This is a genomic window from Pseudomonas sp. KK18 (assembly GCF_037094675.1).
In the GTDB taxonomy this organism is placed as follows: domain Bacteria; phylum Pseudomonadota; class Gammaproteobacteria; order Pseudomonadales; family Pseudomonadaceae; genus Aquipseudomonas.
Map to the genome: position 1 here is coordinate 3,504,194 of NZ_CP146605.1, position 20,112 is coordinate 3,524,305.

Annotated in this window: 18 protein-coding genes; 9 read left to right on the plus strand and 9 right to left on the minus strand. The window is 60.7% G+C overall.

From position 1 onward, the window contains the following. The first annotated feature begins 54 nt into the window (after nt 1-54). Both V6607_RS16060 and V6607_RS16065 read left to right on the plus strand, forming a co-directional pair. Complete coding sequence (locus tag V6607_RS16060; RefSeq protein ID WP_008431331.1) at nt 55-2,310, plus strand: arginine/lysine/ornithine decarboxylase; 2,256 nt, start codon at nt 55-57, stop codon at nt 2,308-2,310. A 20-nt stretch (nt 2,311-2,330) separates the two neighbouring features. Continuing rightward, on the plus strand, nt 2,331-2,900 hold the full coding sequence (locus tag V6607_RS16065) for a GNAT family N-acetyltransferase (RefSeq protein ID WP_003217028.1): 570 nt from the start codon (nt 2,331-2,333) through the stop codon (nt 2,898-2,900). An 822-nt stretch (nt 2,901-3,722) separates the two neighbouring features. Here the strand turns inward: V6607_RS16065 and V6607_RS16070 are convergent. Beyond that, the gene (locus V6607_RS16070; RefSeq protein WP_102369042.1) at nt 3,723-4,625 is read right to left on the minus strand and encodes a LysR substrate-binding domain-containing protein; all 903 of its coding nucleotides are present in this window, start codon (nt 4,623-4,625) and stop codon (nt 3,723-3,725) included. Nucleotides 4,626-4,801: 176 nt separating this feature from the next. Between V6607_RS16070 and gspG the strand changes: the two genes are divergently transcribed. Beyond that, the gene (gene gspG / locus V6607_RS16075; RefSeq protein WP_338743965.1) at nt 4,802-5,230 is read left to right on the plus strand and encodes a type II secretion system major pseudopilin GspG; all 429 of its coding nucleotides are present in this window, start codon (nt 4,802-4,804) and stop codon (nt 5,228-5,230) included. Between the two features lie 4 nt (nt 5,231-5,234). Here gspG and V6607_RS16080 read toward each other — a convergent pair whose 3' ends face one another. Next, nucleotides 5,235-5,471 carry a hypothetical protein gene (locus tag V6607_RS16080; RefSeq protein ID WP_134326608.1) on the minus strand — a complete coding sequence of 79 codons (237 nt, stop codon included), beginning with the start codon at nt 5,469-5,471 and terminating at the stop codon, nt 5,235-5,237. Between the two features lie 228 nt (nt 5,472-5,699). Here V6607_RS16080 and V6607_RS16085 point away from each other — a divergent pair, with 228 nt between their 5' ends. Next, the gene (locus tag V6607_RS16085) at nt 5,700-6,257 is read left to right on the plus strand and encodes an NAD(P)H-dependent oxidoreductase (RefSeq protein WP_076013377.1); all 558 of its coding nucleotides are present in this window, start codon (nt 5,700-5,702) and stop codon (nt 6,255-6,257) included. 116 nt (nt 6,258-6,373) lie between these two features. Here V6607_RS16085 and poxB read toward each other — a convergent pair whose 3' ends face one another. Together poxB and V6607_RS16095 are read right to left on the minus strand one after the other, a co-directional pair. Next, nucleotides 6,374-8,098: a ubiquinone-dependent pyruvate dehydrogenase gene (poxB, locus tag V6607_RS16090; RefSeq protein WP_008431335.1), complete on the minus strand. Its 1,725-nt coding sequence runs from the start codon at nt 8,096-8,098 to the stop codon at nt 6,374-6,376. A gap of 78 nt (nt 8,099-8,176) precedes the next feature. Next, nucleotides 8,177-9,409 carry an NADH:flavin oxidoreductase/NADH oxidase family protein gene (locus V6607_RS16095; RefSeq protein WP_134326609.1) on the minus strand — a complete coding sequence of 411 codons (1,233 nt, stop codon included), beginning with the start codon at nt 9,407-9,409 and terminating at the stop codon, nt 8,177-8,179. Nucleotides 9,410-9,478: 69 nt separating this feature from the next. Between V6607_RS16095 and V6607_RS16100 the strand changes: the two genes are divergently transcribed. After that, complete coding sequence (locus V6607_RS16100) at nt 9,479-9,901, plus strand: MerR family transcriptional regulator (protein ID WP_087693749.1); 423 nt, start codon at nt 9,479-9,481, stop codon at nt 9,899-9,901. A gap of 33 nt (nt 9,902-9,934) precedes the next feature. Here V6607_RS16100 and acnB read toward each other — a convergent pair whose 3' ends face one another. Next, the gene (acnB, locus tag V6607_RS16105; RefSeq protein WP_003209239.1) at nt 9,935-12,535 is read right to left on the minus strand and encodes a bifunctional aconitate hydratase 2/2-methylisocitrate dehydratase; all 2,601 of its coding nucleotides are present in this window, start codon (nt 12,533-12,535) and stop codon (nt 9,935-9,937) included. Nucleotides 12,536-12,929: 394 nt separating this feature from the next. Here acnB and V6607_RS16110 point away from each other — a divergent pair, with 394 nt between their 5' ends. Beyond that, nucleotides 12,930-13,400, plus strand: coding sequence for a DUF1289 domain-containing protein (locus V6607_RS16110; protein WP_008431341.1), 471 nt, complete (start codon nt 12,930-12,932; stop codon nt 13,398-13,400). 353 nt (nt 13,401-13,753) lie between these two features. Here the strand turns inward: V6607_RS16110 and V6607_RS16115 are convergent, their stop codons facing one another. Further along, nucleotides 13,754-14,614 (minus strand): universal stress protein, encoded by an 861-nt coding sequence (locus V6607_RS16115; protein WP_134326610.1) that lies wholly within the window; start codon nt 14,612-14,614, stop codon nt 13,754-13,756. A 151-nt stretch (nt 14,615-14,765) separates the two neighbouring features. Between V6607_RS16115 and miaE the strand changes: the two genes are divergently transcribed. Next, nucleotides 14,766-15,368 (plus strand): tRNA isopentenyl-2-thiomethyl-A-37 hydroxylase MiaE, encoded by a 603-nt coding sequence (miaE, locus tag V6607_RS16120; RefSeq protein WP_008431008.1) that lies wholly within the window; start codon nt 14,766-14,768, stop codon nt 15,366-15,368. On the opposite strand, the gene V6607_RS16125 is transcribed toward miaE, so the two are convergent. Together V6607_RS16125 and V6607_RS16130 are read right to left on the minus strand one after the other, a co-directional pair. After that, nucleotides 15,324-16,523: an MFS transporter gene (locus V6607_RS16125; protein ID WP_134326611.1), complete on the minus strand. Its 1,200-nt coding sequence runs from the start codon at nt 16,521-16,523 to the stop codon at nt 15,324-15,326. The two genes, miaE and V6607_RS16125, sit on opposite strands and share 45 nt — an antisense overlap. A 31-nt stretch (nt 16,524-16,554) precedes the next feature. Next, nucleotides 16,555-16,941 (minus strand): ectoine synthase, encoded by a 387-nt coding sequence (locus tag V6607_RS16130; protein WP_003217559.1) that lies wholly within the window; start codon nt 16,939-16,941, stop codon nt 16,555-16,557. Between the two features lie 246 nt (nt 16,942-17,187). Here V6607_RS16130 and V6607_RS16135 point away from each other — a divergent pair, with 246 nt between their 5' ends. Beyond that, a complete protein-coding gene (locus tag V6607_RS16135) occupies nt 17,188-17,895 on the plus strand; it encodes a winged helix-turn-helix domain-containing protein (protein WP_003217561.1) in 708 nt (235 codons plus the stop codon). Continuing rightward, a complete protein-coding gene (locus V6607_RS16140) occupies nt 17,896-19,173 on the plus strand; it encodes an ATP-binding protein (RefSeq protein ID WP_087693018.1) in 1,278 nt (425 codons plus the stop codon). Between the two features lie 133 nt (nt 19,174-19,306). Here the strand turns inward: V6607_RS16140 and V6607_RS16145 are convergent, their stop codons facing one another. Continuing rightward, entirely contained in the window at nt 19,307-20,110 is an 804-nt protein-coding gene (locus V6607_RS16145) for a MipA/OmpV family protein (protein WP_134326612.1), read from the minus strand. Nucleotides 20,111-20,112: the final 2 nt, after the last annotated feature.

Here is a 20,112-nt window from a genome sequence, read left to right on the forward strand (position 1 = left end):
CATCGGCCCCGAGCTTCTACCCTGAAGGCATAGCCCTCAGGACGCCAAGCGCTCATGTACAAAGACCTGAAGTTCCCGGTTCTGATCGTACACCGCGACATCAAGGCCGACACCGTTGCCGGCGACCGCGTCCGGGGCATCGCCCGGGAGCTTGAGCAGGAGGGCTTCAGTATCTTTTCGGCGGTGGACTACGCCGAGGGTCGCCTGGTGGCTTCGACCCATCACGGCCTGGCCTGCATGCTGATTGCCGCCGAGGGCGCCGGGGAAAATACCCATCTGATGCAAAACATGGTGGAGCTGATCCGCCTGGCGCGGGTGCGGGCGCCAAACCTGCCGATCTTCGCCCTCGGTGAGCAGGTCACCCTGGAAAACGCCCCAGCCGATGCCATGAGCGAGCTGAACCAGTTGCGGGGCATTCTTTATCTGTTTGAAGACACCGTGCCGTTTCTTGCCCGGCAAGTGGCCCGTGCGGCCCGCGCCTACCTGGATGGCCTGTTGCCGCCATTCTTCAAGGCCCTGGTGCAGCACACGGCGGATTCCAATTATTCCTGGCACACCCCCGGTCATGGCGGCGGCGTGGCCTATCGCAAAAGCCCGGTGGGGCAGGCGTTTCATCAGTTCTTCGGGGAAAATACCCTGCGTTCGGACTTGTCGGTGTCGGTGCCGGAGCTCGGCTCGCTGCTGGACCACACCGGCCCGTTGGCCGAAGCCGAGGCGCGGGCAGCGCGCAACTTCGGCGCCGATCACACCTACTTCGTGATCAATGGCACCTCCACCGCCAACAAGATCGTCTGGCACTCGATGGTGGGCCGGGATGACCTGGTGCTGGTGGACCGCAACTGTCACAAGTCGGTGTTGCATTCGATCATCATGACCGGCGCCATCCCGCTGTACCTGTGCCCGGAGCGCAATGAACTGGGGATCATCGGGCCGATTCCCCTGAGCGAGTTCAGCCCCGAGTCGATCCGCGCCAAGATCGAGGCCAGCCCGCTGACCCGAGGCCGACCGGCCAGGGTCAAGCTGGCGGTGGTCACCAACTCCACCTATGACGGCCTGTGCTACAACGCCGAACTGATCAAGCAGCAACTGGGCAACAGCGTCGAGGTGCTGCACTTCGACGAAGCCTGGTACGCCTACGCGGCGTTTCATGAGTTTTTCGCCGGGCGCTATGGCATGGGCACTTCGCGCACGCCCGAGAGCCCGCTGGTGTTCACCACGCACTCCACGCACAAGCTGCTGGCGGCGTTCAGCCAGGCGTCGATGATCCATGTGCAGGATGGCGGCGTGCGCAAGCTGGACCGCGACCGCTTCAACGAAGCGTTCATGATGCATATTTCCACCTCGCCGCAGTACAGCATCATCGCCTCCCTGGACGTGGCCTCGGCGATGATGGAAGGCCCGGCGGGGCGTTCCTTGCTGCAGGAGATGTTTGACGAAGCCCTGAGCTTCCGACGTGCCCTGGCCAACCTGCGCCAGCACATCGCCGCTGAAGACTGGTGGTTTTCCATCTGGCAGCCGCCGCTGGTGGCGGGCATTGACCGGGTGGTGACCGCAGACTGGCTGCTGCAACCCCAGGCCGACTGGCATGGCTTTGGCGATATCGCCGAAGACTACGTGCTGCTGGACCCGATAAAAGTCACCCTGGTGATGCCTGGCCTGAACGCCGGCGGGGCTTTGAGCGAGTGCGGAATTCCCGCTGCGGTGGTCAGTAAATTCCTCTGGGAACGTGGGCTGGTGGTGGAAAAGACCGGGCTGTATTCGTTCCTCGTGCTGTTTTCCATGGGCATCACCAAAGGCAAGTGGAGTACCCTGCTCACCGAACTGCTGGAATTCAAGCGCAGTTATGACGCCAACGTGAGCCTTGCTGTCTGTTTGCCATCGGTGTTTCAGCAGGGCCCGGCGCGGTATCAGGGATTGGGTTTAAAGGATCTGTGCGACCAGTTGCACAGCTGTTACCGCAGCAACGCCACGGCCAAGCACCTGAAGCGGATGTACACGGTACTGCCGGAAATCGCGATGAAACCGGCCGACGCCTACGACCTGTTGGTCAAGGGCGAAGTCGAGGCGGTGTCCATCGACGCTTTGCCAGGTCGGGTCGCAGCGGTCATGCTGGTGCCTTACCCGCCGGGCATTCCGTTGATAATGCCGGGTGAGCGCTTTACCGAATCGACTCGCTCGATCATTGATTACCTGGCGTTTGCCAGGACGTTCGATAGCAGTTTCCCCGGCTTTGTTGCCGATGTTCATGGACTGCAACACGAAGATGACGGCAGTGGTCGTTGTTACACCGTCGACTGCATCAAGGGTTAAGGATGTTTATGCAAGCTGTAATGAACCCGAAGTACCCGGGCCTCAGTGTCCGGGTGGCTGACGAAGGATTTGACGCCTACGTGTGGGGGAACGACTTCAGCTTTGAAGTCAACGCCTACGGCAAGCCGGAAATGGGCAAGCGCGTCGACCAGTGGGCGGTGGAGCGTATCGTGCCATACCGCAAATGCTACGGCATCGATCCCGAGGAATTCGCCAGCTTCCGTGACGCGGCCGACAGTGCGGTGTTCATGGCCTACCTCGATGACCGGCCCGTGGGGCATATCGTGGTCAGCACCAACTGGAACGGCTTTGCCCATGTGGATGAGCTGGCGGTGGTCTTGCCCGCGCGGCGCCACGGGGTGGCCAAGGCATTGCTGGACGTGGCGCAGTTCTGGAGCCGCAAGAAGAACCTGCCGGGGATGATGCTGGAGACCCAGAACAACAACCTCGGTGCCTGCCGGCTGTATGAGCGCTGCGGGTATGTGATGGGCGGGATCGACCACCTGCGCTATCGCGGGATTGATCCGCAGACGCGCGAAGTGGCGATTTTCTGGTATCGGTTGTTCAAGACAGAATTGGAAGCAGTCTGAGCTGCACCGATCAACTGTAGGAGCCGTCGAGCCCCAGCGAGGCCGCGATGGCGGTGTGTCAGGAAACCTCTTTATCGACTGTGCCGCCGTCTTCGCAGCCTCGCTAAAGCTCGACAGCTCCCACATTCGATTTGCGCAATTCAAGTACTTGCGACCGAACACACAGCTCCCAGACTTCCCCCGATCCCCTGTGGGAGCCGTCGAGCCCCAGCGAGGCCGCGATAGCGGTAGATCAGGCAACCTCTTTATCGACAGTGCCGCCGTCTTCGCAGCCTCGCTAAAGCTCGACAGCTCCTACATTCGATTTGCGCAAGCCGAGTGCTTGCGACCGAGCACACAACTCCCAGACTTCCCCCGATCCCCTGTGGGAGCCGTCGAGCCCCAGCGAGGCCGCGATGGCGGTGTGTCAGGCAACCTCTTTATCGACAGTGCCGCCGCCTTCGCAGCCTCGCTAAAGCTCGACAGCTCCCACATTCGATTTGCGCAACCCGAGTGCTTGCGACCGAGCACACAACTCCCAGACTTCCCCCGACCCCCTGTGGGAGCCGTCGAGCCCCAGCGAGGCCGCGATGGCGGTGTGTCAGGCAACCTCTTTATCGACTGTGCCGCCGCCTTCGCAGCCTCGATGAAGCTCGACAGCTCCCACATTCGATTTGCGCAACCCAAGTACTTGCGACCGAACACACAGCTCCCAGACTTCCCCCGCCCCCCTGTGGGAGCCGTCGAGCCCCAGCGAGGCCGCGATAGCGGTAGATCAGGCAACCTCTTTATCGACTGTGCCGCCGCCTTCGCAGCCTCGCCAAGGCCCGACAGCTCCCACATTCACGGCAATGTGCTTGTCAGCAGGTTTTCAGCCTTCTCGGTGACGATCTCCAGCAGCGCATTCAAGGCGGGCGATGGCTCGCTACCCTTCAGGGTCAACGCATACAAGGTCACCACAATCGGCGGTGACAACGGGCACGCATCCAGCCCGGCTTCCCGTGCGCCGCTGGCGGTGAACGGGTCGACAATCGCCAGGCCTTCCCCGGCTTCTACCATGCTGCGCATCATCTGGTACGTCTGCACCCGCGTTTGCACCACCGGCAGCGGGCGCAGGGCTTGCAGTTTGCTGTCCAGCAGGCGACTCAGCGGGTCCTGGCCTTCAAGGCCGATCATCGACTGCCCGGCCAGTTCCTGTAGCGCAATGTACTTCTGCCGAGGCTTCAGCCAGCCATGGGGCGCGAGCAATTGCAGCTTGCCGTGGGCCAGTGGTTGGCTGTGGATTTGCGGATGGTCCGGGTCGTGCAGGCTCAGGCCGAGGTCGGCTTCGTGCAGCAGCAGGCTTTTGACGATATCCCGGGTGGAATGGCTGGAGAGGTTGCACGGCGTGTCTTGGAAACGTCGGCGCAGCACGGCGATCGCCTGGGGCAGCAGTTGATTGGCCAGCGGCGGGGTGCACAGTGCGCGCAAGGGCGGGGCATGATGGTGCTTAAGGCTGCTGGCCAGGCGTTGCACCGGCTCAAGGGCTGCATAGAGGTGGGCGATTTCGGCCTGCAGCTCAAGGGTTTCCCGGGTGGCCTGCAAGCGTCCGCGCACACTGGCGAACAGCATGAAGCCCAACTGCAGCTCGGCATCCTTGAGGGTTGCGTCCACATCGGCCACAGGCAGTTGCAACCATTCGGCGGCGGTGCCGAGGTGTCCGGTCTGTAAAATCGCTTGAATGACTTCGATATGACGTAAACGCATGGCCGGAGTCTATGTTCAGCGCGACGTGGATTCAATGGCTCAGGCCCGGGCGTGGAAAAAAGACCCGCCACGGCAGCGCCCCAACTAGACTTGCACGATCAAGTCCCTTGGCGCCTGCAACCAGCAGGTCATACAAAGGGCGTATCAACCAGAGGATCCACGGGGGAGCCTTATCGATGCTCGGTAAAACAGACACGCGCGGGTTTTCGTTGTGGGACCTGCTGGTGGTGGTGCTGGTGGTCGGCGTGTTGGCGGTTGCGGTGGGGCCGCGGATCTTCGGCGACGTGACTCAGTCGGAAATCGCCACGGCCAAGGTCCAGTTGAAAGAGCTGGGCAAGGCAGTCGAGCAGTTTCATCAGGATGTAGGGCGTTATCCTACCGACGACGAGGGGCTGGCGGTGTTGACGGTTCAGCCAGCGGGAGAAGGGAAGTGGCGGGGCCCCTATCTCAAGGATCAGGACATGCTGACGGACCCTTGGGGCGTGGCCTATCAGTACCACTATCCTCCCAGCCAGGCCAAAACCAACTTTGATCTGTTCTCGTTCGGCAAGGACCGGACACTGGGAAGCGTCGGCGATAATGTTGATATCGCCTATGGGGAATAACGTCTTATGAAGCCTGGATCGTTGCCGATTCGCGTTTGATGACGGTGCCCGACTGAATCAGCCTGAACTCATCGCCATCCAGTTTTTCTACGCGGTCGCCAATGGCCAGCTTGTACGTGGTGGTGGGCGCCGAGCCAGCCAGGCCGTCGAGGGGCGGGTTGGATTCCTGGAACTCATGCACCGAATAAACGCGACCTTCCGCGTCTCTGGCATGGAACTGTCCGACAAGTACTGCTGCCATCTGTTTAGAACCTCTGGAGATAAACACTCGATTTGCGGTTCTGTAGACCGTAGGAGAGCGGGGTAGTTTACCTATTGAAAAAAAATACTATTCGTTGACTTTTTCAGACATTACTTACAAATCCATCTGCGGTGTAAACGTCCCTGGGGATTGCAAAAACGCGCTGGTGATAGCGTCGCGCAGGCTCTATAACTACAAACTCCTTAAGTCAGAAATCGGGAAACCCCAATGAGCAAGGTCTACACGATTGCCGTACTGGTCGGCAGCTTGAGAAAAGAGTCGATCAACCGCAAGGTCGCCCTGGCACTGGCCGAGTTGGCGCCCGCCAACCTCAAGTTGAACATTGTCGAAATTGGCGATTTGCCGCTCTACAACGAGGACATCGACGGTGCTGCACCGCCGGCAGCCTACAGTACTTTCCGTCAACACGTGCGTTCATCCGACGCGGTGTTGTTTGTGACCCCCGAATACAACCGCTCCGTGCCGGGTGTATTGAAGAATGCGATTGACGTCGGTTCACGTCCTTATGGCCAGAGTGTCTTCAGCGGCAAGCCGGGTGCGGTGATCAGTGTGTCTCCCGGCGCCATCGGCGGTTTTGGGGCCAATCACCATTTGCGCCAGTCGCTGGTGTTTCTCGATGTGCCGTGCATGCAGCAGCCGGAAGCCTATCTGGGCGGTGCGGGCAGCGTGTTCGATGAGTCGGGCAAGGTCTCGGAAAAGACCAAGCCGTTTTTGCAGGCGTTTATTGATGCCTACGGCAAGTGGGTGGAAAAGCAAAGCGCATAAGTAACCTGTAGGAGCGAGCTTGCTCGCGAAGAACGTCCAGGCGACGCGAGCTTTCAAATAGCCCGCGTCATCGTTAACGATCTTCGCGAGCAAGCTCGCTCCTACAGTGGCGGGACTTACCTGAGCCAGTTGGTTTTCGCCAACTCGATCACTTCATCACCACGCCCGCTCATCACCGCCTTGAGCATGTACAGGCTGAAGCCCTTGGCCTGTTCCAGCTTGATGCTGGGCGGCATCACCAGTTCCTGAGTGGCGGTCACCACATCCACCAGCACCGGGCCGTCATGAGCCAGGGCGCGGCGCAGGGCCGGTTCGAGGTCTTCGGACTGTTCGACGCGAATGCCGAGGATGCCCATGGCGTTGGACATGGCGGCAAAGTCCGGATTCTTCAGCTCGGTGCCGGTGTCCAGATAGCCCGCAGCTTTCATCTCCATGGCGACAAAGCCCAAGGACGAGTTGTTGAACACCACCAGTTTCACCGGCAGGTTCAACTGCGCCAGGCTGATGAAGTCACCCATCAGCATGGTAAAGCCACCGTCGCCAGACATCGAAATCACCTGGCGCCCGGGAAACGCGGCTTGGGCGCCGATGGCCTGGGGCATGGCGTTGGCCATCGAGCCGTGGTTGAACGAGCCGATCAACCGGCGCTTGCCGTTCATTTTCAAGTAACGCGCCGCCCAGACGGTCGGCGAGCCAACGTCGGCGGTGAAGATCGCATCGTCGTCCGCCAGCTCACTGAGCAGGCGCGCGACGTATTGCGGATGAATCGGCCGGCCGGCCTTTGACGGTTCCGCCAGGTCATCCAAGCCTTGGCGCGCTTTCTCATAATGCTTGAGCGAGGTTTCGAGGAAGCTGCGATCCGTCTTGCGGGTCAGGCGCGGCAACAGCGCTTGAATCGTTTCGCTGACGTCGGCAGCAATCCCCAAGTCCAGCGTGGCACGTCGGCCCAATGCCTGCGGGTTGCGGTCGACCTGGATGATCTTCGCGTCAGTCGGGTAGAACTGGCGATACGGGAAGTCGGTGCCGAGCATGATCAGCGTGTCGCAGTTGAGCATGGCGTGGTAACCGGAGCTGAAGCCGATCAGGCCGGTCATGCCGACGTCGAACGGGTTGTCCCACTCCACATGCTCTTTGCCACGCAGGGCGTGAACCACCGGTGCACCGAGGGCGTCGGCCAGGGCTACCACTTCATCGTGGGCGCCGGCACAGCCGCTGCCGCACAGCAGGGTGACTTTGCCGCTGTGTTCGAGGATGTCGGTAAGGCGTTGCAGGTCCTGTTCTGCCGGCAACGTGCGCGGTGCCAGCAGGGCCGGCCACGGTTTGAATTTATCTTCTACTTCCAACAGTGACACATCCCCGGGAATCACCACCACCGCAACGCCGCGATTGAGGATCGCCGAGCGCATGGCACGGTGCAGCACGTGAGGCATCTGCTCGGGGTTGGTCACCAGCTCGATAAAGTGGCTGCACTCCTTGAACAGTTCCTGGGGATGGGTTTCCTGGAAGTAGTTCAGGCCGATCTCGGAGGAGGGGATCTGTGCGGCAATGGCCAGCACCGGCACGTGGTTGCGATGGCAATCGAACAGGCCATTGATCAAGTGCAAGTTGCCGGGGCCGCAGCTGCCGGCGCATACGGTCAGTTCGCCGGTGGCGGCGGCTTCGGCACCGGCGGCAAACGCGGCCACTTCTTCGTGGCGCACATGCATCCACTCGATGCTGTCCATGGTGCGCAGGGAGTCGGTCAGGCCGTTGAGGCTGTCGCCGGTCAGGCCCCAGATGCGCTTGATGCCCGCCTGTTCAAGGGTGGTCGCCAATTGCTGGGCCAGGGTGATTTTCGCCATGAAGAACTCCAATCGTCAGTGAGGGTAAAAAGCTGCTGATCAGTTAAGGACAGTTCCATGGCGCTGAATGCTCCCCGCTCAATGTGAAGAATTGGTCATCGCAGCGCGATATTGCCGAGTGCGGCGGGCGATAAACAGTTGGTCTTTTATCAACGCCAGCAGCGGCGTCACCCCGGGTTTCGGCTGGCGGCCACGGCTCAGGCGGCGAAGCTGATAGCGCACCACTGCCATGCTCGCCAGGCTGGCCAGGGGTTTGCGCTTCCAGCGGATCGGCGGCAATTGCGGGTTGAGATCGCGGCCGGCGCGCCATTGCTTGATCAGGTGCGGCTCCAGGGTCAGCGCGGTGGCGATCCCGGCCATGGCGATGCCGCTGTCCAGGACTTGCTGCACGATCGGCAAGCGCCGGATGCCGCCGGTGACCATCACCGGCATGTTGGCGACTTTCGCCAGGTCGCTGGCCATCTCGATGAAATAGGCTTCGCGGGCCAGGGTGCGTCCGTCGCGAGCCTCGCCTTGCATGGCCGGGGCTTCGTAGCTGCCGCCGGACAACTCCAGCAGGTCGATGGCCAGCGGGTTGAGCAGTTCGACCACGGCGTGGGCGTCGGCGGCGTCAAAGCCACCGCGCTGGAAGTCGGCGGAGTTGAGTTTCACCGCCACGCAGAAATCCGCGCTCACGGCGGCGCGCACGGCTTTGATCACCTCCAGCAACAGCCGAGCGCGGTTTTCAACGCTGCCGCCCCAGCGGTCTGTGCGCTGGTTGCTCAAGGGCGAGAGAAACTGGCTGAGCAGGTAGCCGTGGGCCGCATGGATCTGCGCACCGCTGAAACCGGCTTTTTCGGCGAGACGCGCGCTGGTGGCGAAGCGCGAGATGACGTCCTGGATATCGTCCTCGGTCATGGCTTTGGGTTGGGCGAACATCTTCGAAAAGCCGCCGAGATCGAGGGCCACCGCCGAAGGTGCCAGGGCCTGCTGGCCGAGGTTGGCCATGGTCTGACGGCCCGGGTGGTTGAGCTGCACCCAGAAGTGCGCGCCCTTGGCCCGGCCAATCGCGGCCCATTGGCGAAACTTGTCCAGGTGACGTTCGTCTTCCAGCACCACGCCGCCGGGGCCGGTCATGGCGTGGCGGTCGATCATCACGTTGCCGGTCAGGATCAGGCCGGGCTCGCCGTCGGCCCAGGCTTGATACAAGCGCATCAGGGCCTCGGAAGGCGCCTGGTTCGCATCCGCCATGTTCTCTTCCATCGCCGCCTTGGCGATGCGGTTACTGATGAGCTGGCCGTTGGGCAATTGCAACGCTTCAAAGGGCGACATGCTTGACTCCTCACATTGGGAGCGCTCAGGCTAAGCTTAAAGGTCACTTTAAGGTCAATGGGGTTGGCGATGAATATTGGTGAACTGGCGGAACGCAGCGGCTTGGCAGCCTCGAAGATTCGCTTTTACGAAGCCCAGGGGCTGATCCAGGTCGAGCGACAAGGTAATGGCTATCGCCGTTATCCCATGCAGACGTTGCAGACGCTGCAATTGATCCAGGGCGCTCAGCGCGCCGGTTTCAGCTTGCAGGAGTTGAAGGCGCTGATGCCCGACGATTCGCCGAGCGAGGCGAAACGCGCCGATATCATCTTGAGGCTTGAGCGCAGGATTGCGCAGATAGAAGAGCTTCAAGCCCGAATGGACCAGAGCAAGGCAGAGTTACGCGCGGTGATCGCCACGATCCAGGCACACCCGGAAGGCACGCCGTGCACCCAGGCGCAGGACAAGGTCTGGGCCTCAATCGAGGCGCATAAAAAAACGCCGCGCATCTGATGATACGCGGCGTTCGTTTACAGCAACAAAACCTTAGGCTTGAACCACAGGAATGTTGGCGCTTGCAGCAATTTCACGGAACTCGGCGATCTGGTCAAAACTCAGGTAGCGATACACGTCGCTGGCCATGGTGTTGATCTTCGCGGCGTATTCCATGTACTCCTCGACGGTCGGCAGGCGACCCAGGATGGAAGCCACCGACGCCAGCTCGGCCGAAGCCAGGTAGACGTTTGCGCCGTCACCCAGACGGTTCGGGAAGTTACGGGTCGACGTCGACACAACTGTCGAGTTCGGCTCTACACGTGCCTGGTTACCCATGCACAGCGAGCAGCCCGGCATTTCCATGCGCGCGCCAGCCTTGCCGTAGATGCCGTAGTAGCCTTCTTCGGTCAGTTGGTGAGCGTCCATCTTGGTCGGCGGCGACAGCCACAGACGGGTTGGCAGCTGACCCTTGACCTGATCCAGCAGTTTACCGGCAGCGCGGAAGTGACCGATGTTGGTCATGCACGAACCGATGAACACTTCGTCGATCTTCTCGCCAGCAACGCTGGACAGCAGACGGGCGTCGTCCGGATCGTTTGGCGCGCAGAGCACAGGCTCCTTGATGTCGGCCAGGTCGATCTCGATGATTTCCGCGTATTCGGCGTCAGCATCGGCAACCATCAGCTCAGGGTTGGCAACCCAGGCTTCCATCGCTTGGGCACGACGTTCCAGGGTGCGCGCATCGCCGTAGCCTTCACCGATCATCCAGCGCAGCAGGGTGATGTTGGAGTTCAGGTACTCGGTGATGGATTCTTTCGACAGCTTGATGGTGCAACCGGCAGCCGAACGTTCAGCCGAGGCGTCGGACAGCTCGAAGGCTTGTTCGATGCTCAGGTTGTCCAGGCCTTCGATTTCCAGGATGCGGCCGGAGAAGGCGTTCTTCTTGCCTTTCTTCTCTACGGTCAGCAGGCCAGCCTGGATCGCGTAGTAAGGAATGGCGTGAACCAGGTCACGCAGGGTGATACCAGGCTGCATTTCACCTTTGAAACGCACCAGGATCGATTCCGGCATGTCCAGCGGCATGACGCCGGTGGCGGCGGCGAACGCTACCAGGCCGGAACCGGCCGGGAACGAAATGCCCATCGGGAAACGGGTGTGGGAGTCACCACCGGTACCGACGGTGTCCGGCAGCAGCATGCGGTTCAGCCAGCTGTGGATGATGCCGTCGCCCGGACGCAGCGATACGCCGCCACGGGTCATGATGAAGTCAGGCAGGGTGTGGTGGGTGGTCACGTCGATCGGCTTTGGATAGGCCGCGGTGTGGCAGAACGACTGCATTACCAGATCGGTGGAGAAGCCCAGGCACGCCAGGTCTTTCAGTTCGTCACGGGTCATGGGACCGGTGGTGTCCTGGGAGCCGACGGTGGTCATCTTCGGTTCGCAGTAGGTGCCTGGACGAACGCCAGCCACGCCGCAGGCCTTGCCGACCATTTTCTGCGCCAGGGTATAGCCCTTGTCGCTTTCAGCCGGGGCTTCCGGCAGTTTGAACAGGGTCGAAGGTGGCAGACCCAGCTCGGCGCGAGCCTTTTCGGTCAGGCCACGGCCGATGATCAGCGGGATACGACCGCCGGCACGGACTTCATCCAACAGGACCGGAGTCTTCATTTCGAAGGTGGTCAGGACTTCATCGCTGTTGTGCTTGGTGACTTTGCCAGCATGCGGGTACAGGTCGATCACGTCGCCCATGTTCATGTTGGTAACGTCGAACTCGATTGGCAGTGCGCCGGCATCTTCCATGGTGTTGTAGAAGATTGGAGCGATCTTGCTGCCGAAGCAGAAGCCGCCAGCGCGCTTGTTCGGCACGTAAGGCACGTCGTCGCCGAAGAACCACAGTACCGAGTTGGTGGCCGATTTACGCGACGAACCGGTACCGACCACGTCACCGACGTAGGCGATCGGGAAGCCCTGGCCGCGCATTTCTTCGATCTGCTTCATCGGGCCGGTCTTGCCTTGCTCATCCGGCACGATGCCTTCACGGGCCATTTTCAGCATGGCCAGGGCGTGCAGCGGGATGTCAGGGCGGGACCAGGCGTCCGGGGCAGGGGACAGGTCGTCGGTGTTGGTTTCGCCGGTGACCTTGAACACGCGCAGGCTGATCTTGTCGGCCAGGGTCGGGCGGTTCTTGAACCACTCGCCGTCGGCCCAGGACTGGATCACGGCTTTGGCGTGTTCGTTGCCGTTCCTGGCTTTTTCCGCGACGTCGTGGAAAGCATCGAACATCAGCAGGGTGTGCTTGAGTTGGGCGGCTGCGACGGGGGCCAGGGTGGCGTCGTCCAGCAGCTCGACCAGGGTCACGATGTTGTAGCCGCCTTGCATGGTGCCGAGCAGTTCAACAGCGCGTTTCTTGTCGATCAGGGGAGAAGTGGCTTCGCCCTTGGCCAGGGCAGACAGGAAACCGGCCTTGACGTAGGCAGCTTCGTCAACGCCTGGTGGAATGCGGTTGGTGATCAGGTCAACGAGGAATTCTTCTTCGCCAGCCGGGGGATTTTTCAGCAGCTCGACCAGGCCTGCGGTTTGTTCGGCGTTAAGCGGCTGGGGAACGATACCCAGGGCTGCACGCTCTTCGATATGTTTGCGGTAGGCTTCAAGCACAGTTATTACCCTCATCAGTGGTCCCACGGGACGCTCATCCAGAAATGCACGGCACGCATGCGCTCAGGGGCTTTTTGGGCCGTAGAGCCAGCGCTGCCGGCAATCCTCACAGAAGCTGCTTTCAAAGTTTTACGCCTGCAGAACGGAGCTGATGAGGGTTGGCGCTGGCTATTTACCGGGTAAATAACCATCGCCAACACCGTTCTTTAGGAACGACTGTGCTCGTGACGCTTTGAAAACAGCTTCCAACGGATTATTGGCGCCTTACAAGGCCGGATGATTCTACGGCAAAAAAATTCTAAACGTAAGTTGCCGCGCCAAGTTTGCAGGGTGATCAACCTTAGACAAAGGGCTAACATGTGCAACTGTTTCGCTGATTTGTGCGTTGTCGACCATGTCTAACCAAACCATCAAGACCCCCTGCGTAGGCCTGTGCTCCACGGTTTACGGCGATCTTGTGTGCCGGGGGTGCAAGCGGTTTCACCATGAGGTGATTCAGTGGAACGGGTATAACGAGGAAGAAAAACGTGCGGTGTGGCTGAGGCTGGAGCAGTTGTTGGTGCAGGTGATGGCCGGGAAGCTTGAGGTGTTTGACCCTAAAATGCTGCGGGGGCAGCTGGAGCAGCGCAAGATTCGGTTTGTGCCGCATCAGTCGGAGTACTGCTGGGCCTATCAGTTGATTGCCCGTGGGGCTCGGGTGATCAGCAATCTGGAGGCTTACGGGATGGTGTTGATGCCGGAGTTTCGGGAGTGGGGGTTGCCTGAGTTGCGGGATGCCATTGACCGGGAGTTTTTTATTTTGTCCGAGGCGCACTATCAGCGGTATATCGCGCCGGGGTTTTTGCGGGATGCTTTTGGTAGCTGACTGTGTACATATCCGTTGCTGCGGTAACGGCCACTTATGGTTCCGCCCTTACAACGGCTAAACCGGCGTCCTGCCGGTTTACCCGCTGCGCAATACCTGCGTTCGGCCTCGGGCTTATTGGGGCAGTCAGATCAAGATCAAAAGCAAGGGCACGGCGGCCTGAAAGCCGACCTGAGTGTTAAAAGCCAGATCAAAAACCAGAGCGAAAGCAGAGCTGCTCTTCTGTAGGAGCTGGCTTGCCGGCGATGCAGGCACCTCGGTACATCAGACACACCGAGGTGATGCCATCGCCGGCAAGCCAGCTCCTACAGTGGACCGTGCCCGCTTTAGCTTTTGATTTTGCACTTCAACACTCACCCATTAGCCAGCTCTTCCAGATGATCCATCAACTCCTGCGGCTTAAGCACCAACACATCACTGTCCACCGCATCCAGCACCACCTCCGCCGTATTCCCGATCAACGCCCCGGAAATCCCGGTGCGCGCCACCGTACCAATGATGGTCACCGCCGCCTGCCACTTGTGCGCCGCGTGAGGAATCAACACATCCGCCGGCCCTTCCTCGATATGCAGATGAGTGTCGTCAATATCAAACTCCGCCTGGAACGCCTTGCACTGCTCACGATAGCGCGCCTCGATCGTCTCCTTGAGCTGAAACACCGGATCCGCCGCCGACAACATCGGCGACGGATGCGCACTGATCACATGCAACTGCGCCTTGGCCAGGCTCGCGATATCAAACCCATGATCAATGATCGCGTTATGCAATGCCTGATGCTCGGCATCAGAATTGCCCACATCGATGGCCGCCAAAATCACCCCGCCAGCCCAAGGCCTGGACGTCTTCACCAGCAGCACCGGAGTCGGGCAGTAGCGCATCAACTTCCAGTCGGCAGGCGTCAACAGCGCCTTTTTCAGCGGGCTGTCAGCGAAATGCTGCTTGACCACCAACCCACAACCCTCTGCCTGCTGCACGTCGATGATGGTTTCATGCAGGCTGTCATTCCACGCCTGTTCGGTGGTGACGCTGTAGCCATCCTCCTGCAAACCGGCTTTCAGCAGGCTCAACATCGCAGAATGCTCGTGCTTCTTGTCACACACCAACAAATGCAAATGTGCCCCGGTGACGCCGGCAATCAGCTTGGCGCGCTTGAGGGCCAGGCTTTCCGAATGCGCAGGCTCGATGACCACCAGGATGCTGCGTATGGCTTGCATGGTCGGGTTCTCCAAAAAAGGGTGGGCGTGGAACAACTATAGTTGCTGCCCGGCACACGTCATGTTGATGCACATCAAGCCCGGTAGCTGGCGGTCTGCGGCGCGGTCGGTATAATCGCCGGCCTTTTGTGAATCTTTGCCCGTGAGCCCGATGAACCTGCCAGAAATCCACGAATTCCTCGGTTGCCGCACCCCCGACGGCTGGGTCCAGGCCGCGTTGGCCGACCAGGAAACCCTGCTGATCGACCACAAGAACTGTGAATTCAAGGCCGCCAGCACCGCCTTGAGCCTGATCGCCAAGTACCATTCCCACGTCGACCTGATCAACCTGATGTCACGCCTGGCACGGGAAGAACTGGTGCACCATGAGCAAGTCATGCGCCTGATGAAGAAGCGCAAGATCGAGCTGCGCCAGCTGTCCGCCGGCCGCTACGCTTCGGGTTTGCGCAAGGTGGTGCGCAGCCATGAACCGGTCAAACTGGTGGATACCCTGGTGGTCGGCGCGTTTATCGAAGCCCGCAGTTGCGAGCGTTTCGAAGCGCTGGTGCCGCATTTGGACGAAGAACTCGGCAAGTTCTATTTCGGCCTGCTGAAAAGCGAGGCCCGGCATTTCCAGGGTTACCTGAAACTGGCTTACCAGTACGGCGACGCCAAGGACATCGCCCAGGTCATCGACCGTGTACGCGCCGCCGAGCAGGAACTGATCGAGTCACCGGACGTCGAGTTCCGCTTTCACAGTGGCGTGCCAGCCTGACGCAACCGCTGCACCGAGCAACGCGGTGATCCCGGCGAGTATTAGGATCACCGCCTGCGTCCCCAGCGGCGCCGCCAGCAGTGCGATCAGCAACCCGGCCAGCGGCTGCGAGAGGTTGTTGAGCAAGGTCAGCACGCCCACCGTCTTGCCAAAGTCCCGGGCCGGGATTACCCGTTGTCGGACACTGCGGATGTACACGTTGAACATCTTGTCGAAACCGGTCAGCAGCAGGAAACCCACGGCATAAGCCCACACATTCGGGCTGATGGCCGTGATCAACGCTCCCACGGCAATCATCGAATACGACAAACCGCCCAGCACCTTGAGCGGCAGGGACGCGCGCGCCAGGAAAAACAGGATGGCGATGGTCACCAGCGCGCCGGCCGCCTGCAACCCGGCGTAGGTGTCCTTGCCGGCGGCGTATTGGCCAATGACCATCGCGGCGGAAGTGGCGAGGGTGACGCCGATGATCAGGTTCACACCCACCGCCAGGGCGATAATCCTTTTCAGCTCCGGCAGGTCGCGGATATGCCCGAAGGCAACGCGCAACGGCTGCAGCCAGATGTCGTTGTGCTGCTCGAAGGTTTCAAGATTGACCGTGGTGTGGCGTTGCCAGATGCGCATCGTCAGGTCCGCCAGCAGGAACAGCCCGGCAACCCCCAGCACGACCCAGTGCCAGGCCCAGACGCCCAACATCAGCGCGGCCACCAGCGGGCCCAGCACCAGCCCGGTCTGGTCGGCAATCTGCGAGTAGGACAAGGTCTTGGCGTAGGTGTAATGCTTGAAGATATGCGGCAGCAGCACTTCCCGGGCCATGATGCCCTGGGTGGTCAACACGCCGCACAGCGCCGAAAGCATGACAATCCAGTAAATCCCGTCGAACATTCCATACAGCAGCACCGCCGCCCCACACGCCAGCGCCCGGTACACCTGGCTGATATGCAGGACGCGCACGGCGGGGTATTTGTCGCACAACGCCCCGCACACCGGGAACGACAGGTACCGCGGCAAGGATTCGACAAAAAACGCCAGGCCCGCCCAGGACACACTGTTGGTGGTCTGGAACACGATCAGCGGCACGATGAACAACAGAATCTGGTCGGCCAGGCGTGACAGAAACAACGAAATGAAGAAAGCCAGGTAATCCTTGCGCATGGTGTGCTCGTGTCCGTGAGTCAAATTGTCGTCAGTAGCCGGAGCCGGATTTATCCGTGAGATTGTGGCGCTCGTCGCCCTTGAGCGGCGGGTTGAATACGCTGACCAGCACCAGGTCCTGCTCCTTTCCGCCTCTTAGATAATGGCAGTCGTGTTGGTCCAGCGCATAAATATCACCGGGGCGGATCGGGTAGACGTTACCGTCCATATCTTCGACTTCACCCTCACCGGCGATGCAGTAGCAAGCCTCCAGGTGATTGCGGTATTGCAGCAGTGACTCGGTGCCGGCACGCACGACGGTGTGGCAGACGGTATAACCCATCCCGTCCTTTTCCGTCAGCAACCGATGGCTGGTGCCAGCGCCCCATTCGACAAAGTGCGCGGTGTTTTCTATGTCTGATTTGTGACGAACGAACATGGTTTTCTCCCGCTATGTAGGTAGAGGGCCATGATTCTCTTGTGTTTGTGGTGTTGTCATCAGCGACACTTCCGAAAAGCGTGTGGGGCGCATCTGGCGGACGGTACCGAGTTAAAGACTGCGGTGAAACTGTTAAAAACTCTTAAAAGCATGAAGCTTCGTCGGCCAGTGATGGCCAGCTGCTTTAGTCTGCCGGCTTGCCACCTATAATGCGCACACTTCAATCCGCGCGTGCACTGGAAATTTATGGATAACTTGGGTCTCGGCAAGGTCTTGCTCGTGGAGGACGATGAGAAGCTGGCAGGGCTGATCGCCCATTTCCTGTCCCAGCATGGCTTCGAGGTGCTGGCCGTGCACCGCGGCGATCTGGCGCTGGCGGCGTTCCTGGAGTTCAAGCCGAAGATCGTCGTGCTCGACCTGATGCTGCCCGGCCAGAGCGGCCTGCATGTGTGCCGTGAAATTCGCAACGTGTCCGACACGCCCATCGTGATCCTCACCGCCAAGGAAGACGACCTCGACCACATTCTCGGCCTGGAGTCCGGCGCCGATGATTATGTGATCAAGCCAATCAAGCCGCCTGTGCTGCTGGCTCGCCTGCGCGCCCTGCAACGTCGCCAGGCGCCGGAACCCACGGTGCGCGGCGCCCTTGAGTTCGGCCGACTGGCCATCGACCGCAGTTGCCGGGTGGTGAGCCTGGGCGGGGAGAAGATCGACCTGACCACCATGGAATTCGAACTGCTGTGGTTGCTGGCCAGCGCCGCCGGGAAAATCCTCTCCCGCGATGACATCCTCAACCGCATGCGCGGCATTGCCTTTGACGGGCTCAACCGCAGCGTCGACGTGTACATCAGCAAGCTGCGCGGCAAGCTCAATGACAACCCCCGGGAACCGGTGTGCATCAAGACCATCTGGGGCAAGGGCTACCTGTTCAATCCGTTCGCCTGGGAGGTCTAGATGTTAAGGCTGTTTCTGCGTCTGTATATCATCCTGGCCATTGGCTTGGCCGGGGCGATCTGGCTGGTGAACTACACCTTCGATGAGCTGTTGCCGGAAGCCAACGAAACCTACAACCGCGAAGCCCTACGCGGCCCGGCGTATGGGGTGGTGGAACAATTGCGGCCGGTGACGGGGGAAGCGCGCGCCGCCCGCCTGGCCGAGCTGCAACCGCACTATGGGCTGCGCCTGGCGCTGGTGCAGCGGGACAGGCTGAAACTTACCGAGCGTGAGCAGCAGCTGCTGGCCAGTGGCGAGTTGGTGGTGCGTGGGGATTTCATGGAGTTCATCTCCAACATCGACGGCGGCCACCAACTGCTGGAAATCAAACTGCCGGAAGAGCCCAAGTGGCTGTACATGTGGGCCTATGGCTTTCTCGGCCTGTGCCTGGCGATTGTCCTGTACTTCTGGGTTCGGCCCCATTGGCGTGACCTGGAGCATATCCGCCTGGCCGCGCAACGTTTCGGTGACAACGATCTCGGCTCGCGCATCCTGCTGCCGCGCCGTTCTACCGTGCGCGAGCTGGCGGGGCACTTCAACCAGATGGCCGAGCGCATTGAAAGCCTGATCGCCAACCAGCGCGAGTTGACCAACGCCGTGTCTCACGAGCTGCGTACGCCGATTGCGCGGCTGTCGTTTGAGCTCGACCAGCTCAAGCAACAGGCCGATCCACGGGAGAGCCGCGCACTGATCGCCGACATGTATGCCGACCTCGGCGAGCTGGAAGAAATGGTCTCGGAACTGTTGACCTACGCCAGCCTGGAGCGCGGCGCCACGCAGATCACCCGGGAAAGCATCGAGGCCCACAGCTGGCTCGACAGTGTGATCGGCAGCGTCGCCCTGGAGGCCGAGGCGGCAGGCGTGCAGTTGCTGCTGCGCACCTGTGAAGTCGATTACATCCGTATCGAGCCGCGCTTTATGGCACGGGCGGTGATCAACCTGTTGCGCAATGCAATTCGCTATGCCGACCGGCGCGTGGAAGTGTCGCTGGTGAAGTTTGGCACCGGCTATGAAGTACGGGTCAATGACGACGGGCCCGGTGTGCCGGTGGAAGGGCGAGGGAAGATTTTCGAGCCGTTCCTGCGCCTGGACGCCAGCCGTGACCGCCGCACCGGTGGCTTCGGCCTCGGCCTGGCGCTGGTGCGGCGGGTGTGCCAATGGCATGGCGGGCAGGTTGAAGTGCTGGATTCGGAGTGGGGCGGGGCATCGTTCCGGATGACCTGGGCGTATGCCGAGTAGCTATCTCGAAGGCTGTGAAGATCAAATGTGGGAGCTGGCTTGCCTGCGATAGCATCACCCGGGTCTGACTGAAAGACCGAGGTGCCTGTATCGCAGGCAAGCCCGCTCCCACATTTTGATTGGGTTACCAAAGTTAGAACGTGTATTCGACCATCCCCATCACCGACGTCTGCAAGCGTCTCTCCACAATCGGGCTTTGCCCGGCCTTGTCTGCCAGGTACTGCACATCCAACAGCGTCGAAAACTGTGTGTGTTCGCTGATCGGCAAGCTCCACACCAGATTCATCCCGTTGCTGATGTTGCCGCCGCTGGCCTTGTAGGCCTTGAAGCGACTCTGTGCGGCCTGGCCGGTGGTGACGCCGTACCAGGTCTGCAGGTAGTTGCTGTCGCCAAAATGGCTGCTGAGGCTGGCATCCAGCGAACCGTAGTCGCCGTCGTACAGGTTGGTGCCCAGGCTCAGCTCCAGGTGGGTGAACGCCTTGCCGGAATCCTTGTGATCATCTTCCTCAAGCGCATGCTCCAGGGTTGCGCCGAGAATCACCCCGCCCAGGTTATAGCTGCCACTGACACCCACCTGGGCGCGAGTCTTGATCTCGCCCATACCCTTGAGTTTCTTCGAGCCCGGGCGCCCGGTCTTGCTTTCGTCCTTGCGTGAGCCGCTGGCGCCGACGTAGGCGCTGAAGCTCGCACCGCCGCCGTCATAACCCCAGCCCAGGCCCTTGTCGGTGTCGAGGAAAATCCCCCACGGGCTGACGATGGCCGCCCCCAGCACCGGCGCGGTGACTCGCTCGTCGCTGCCGCTGTAGCGGGGCAGGTTGGCCACGCCGGCCTTGAGGGTGTACTCCCAGTCGTCGGCCAGCAGGGTGTCGGCGCTGGCCAGCAGGTACAGCGACGTCAGGGACAGGCACAGGTGTTTTGAACGCATGATGGTCTTCATGT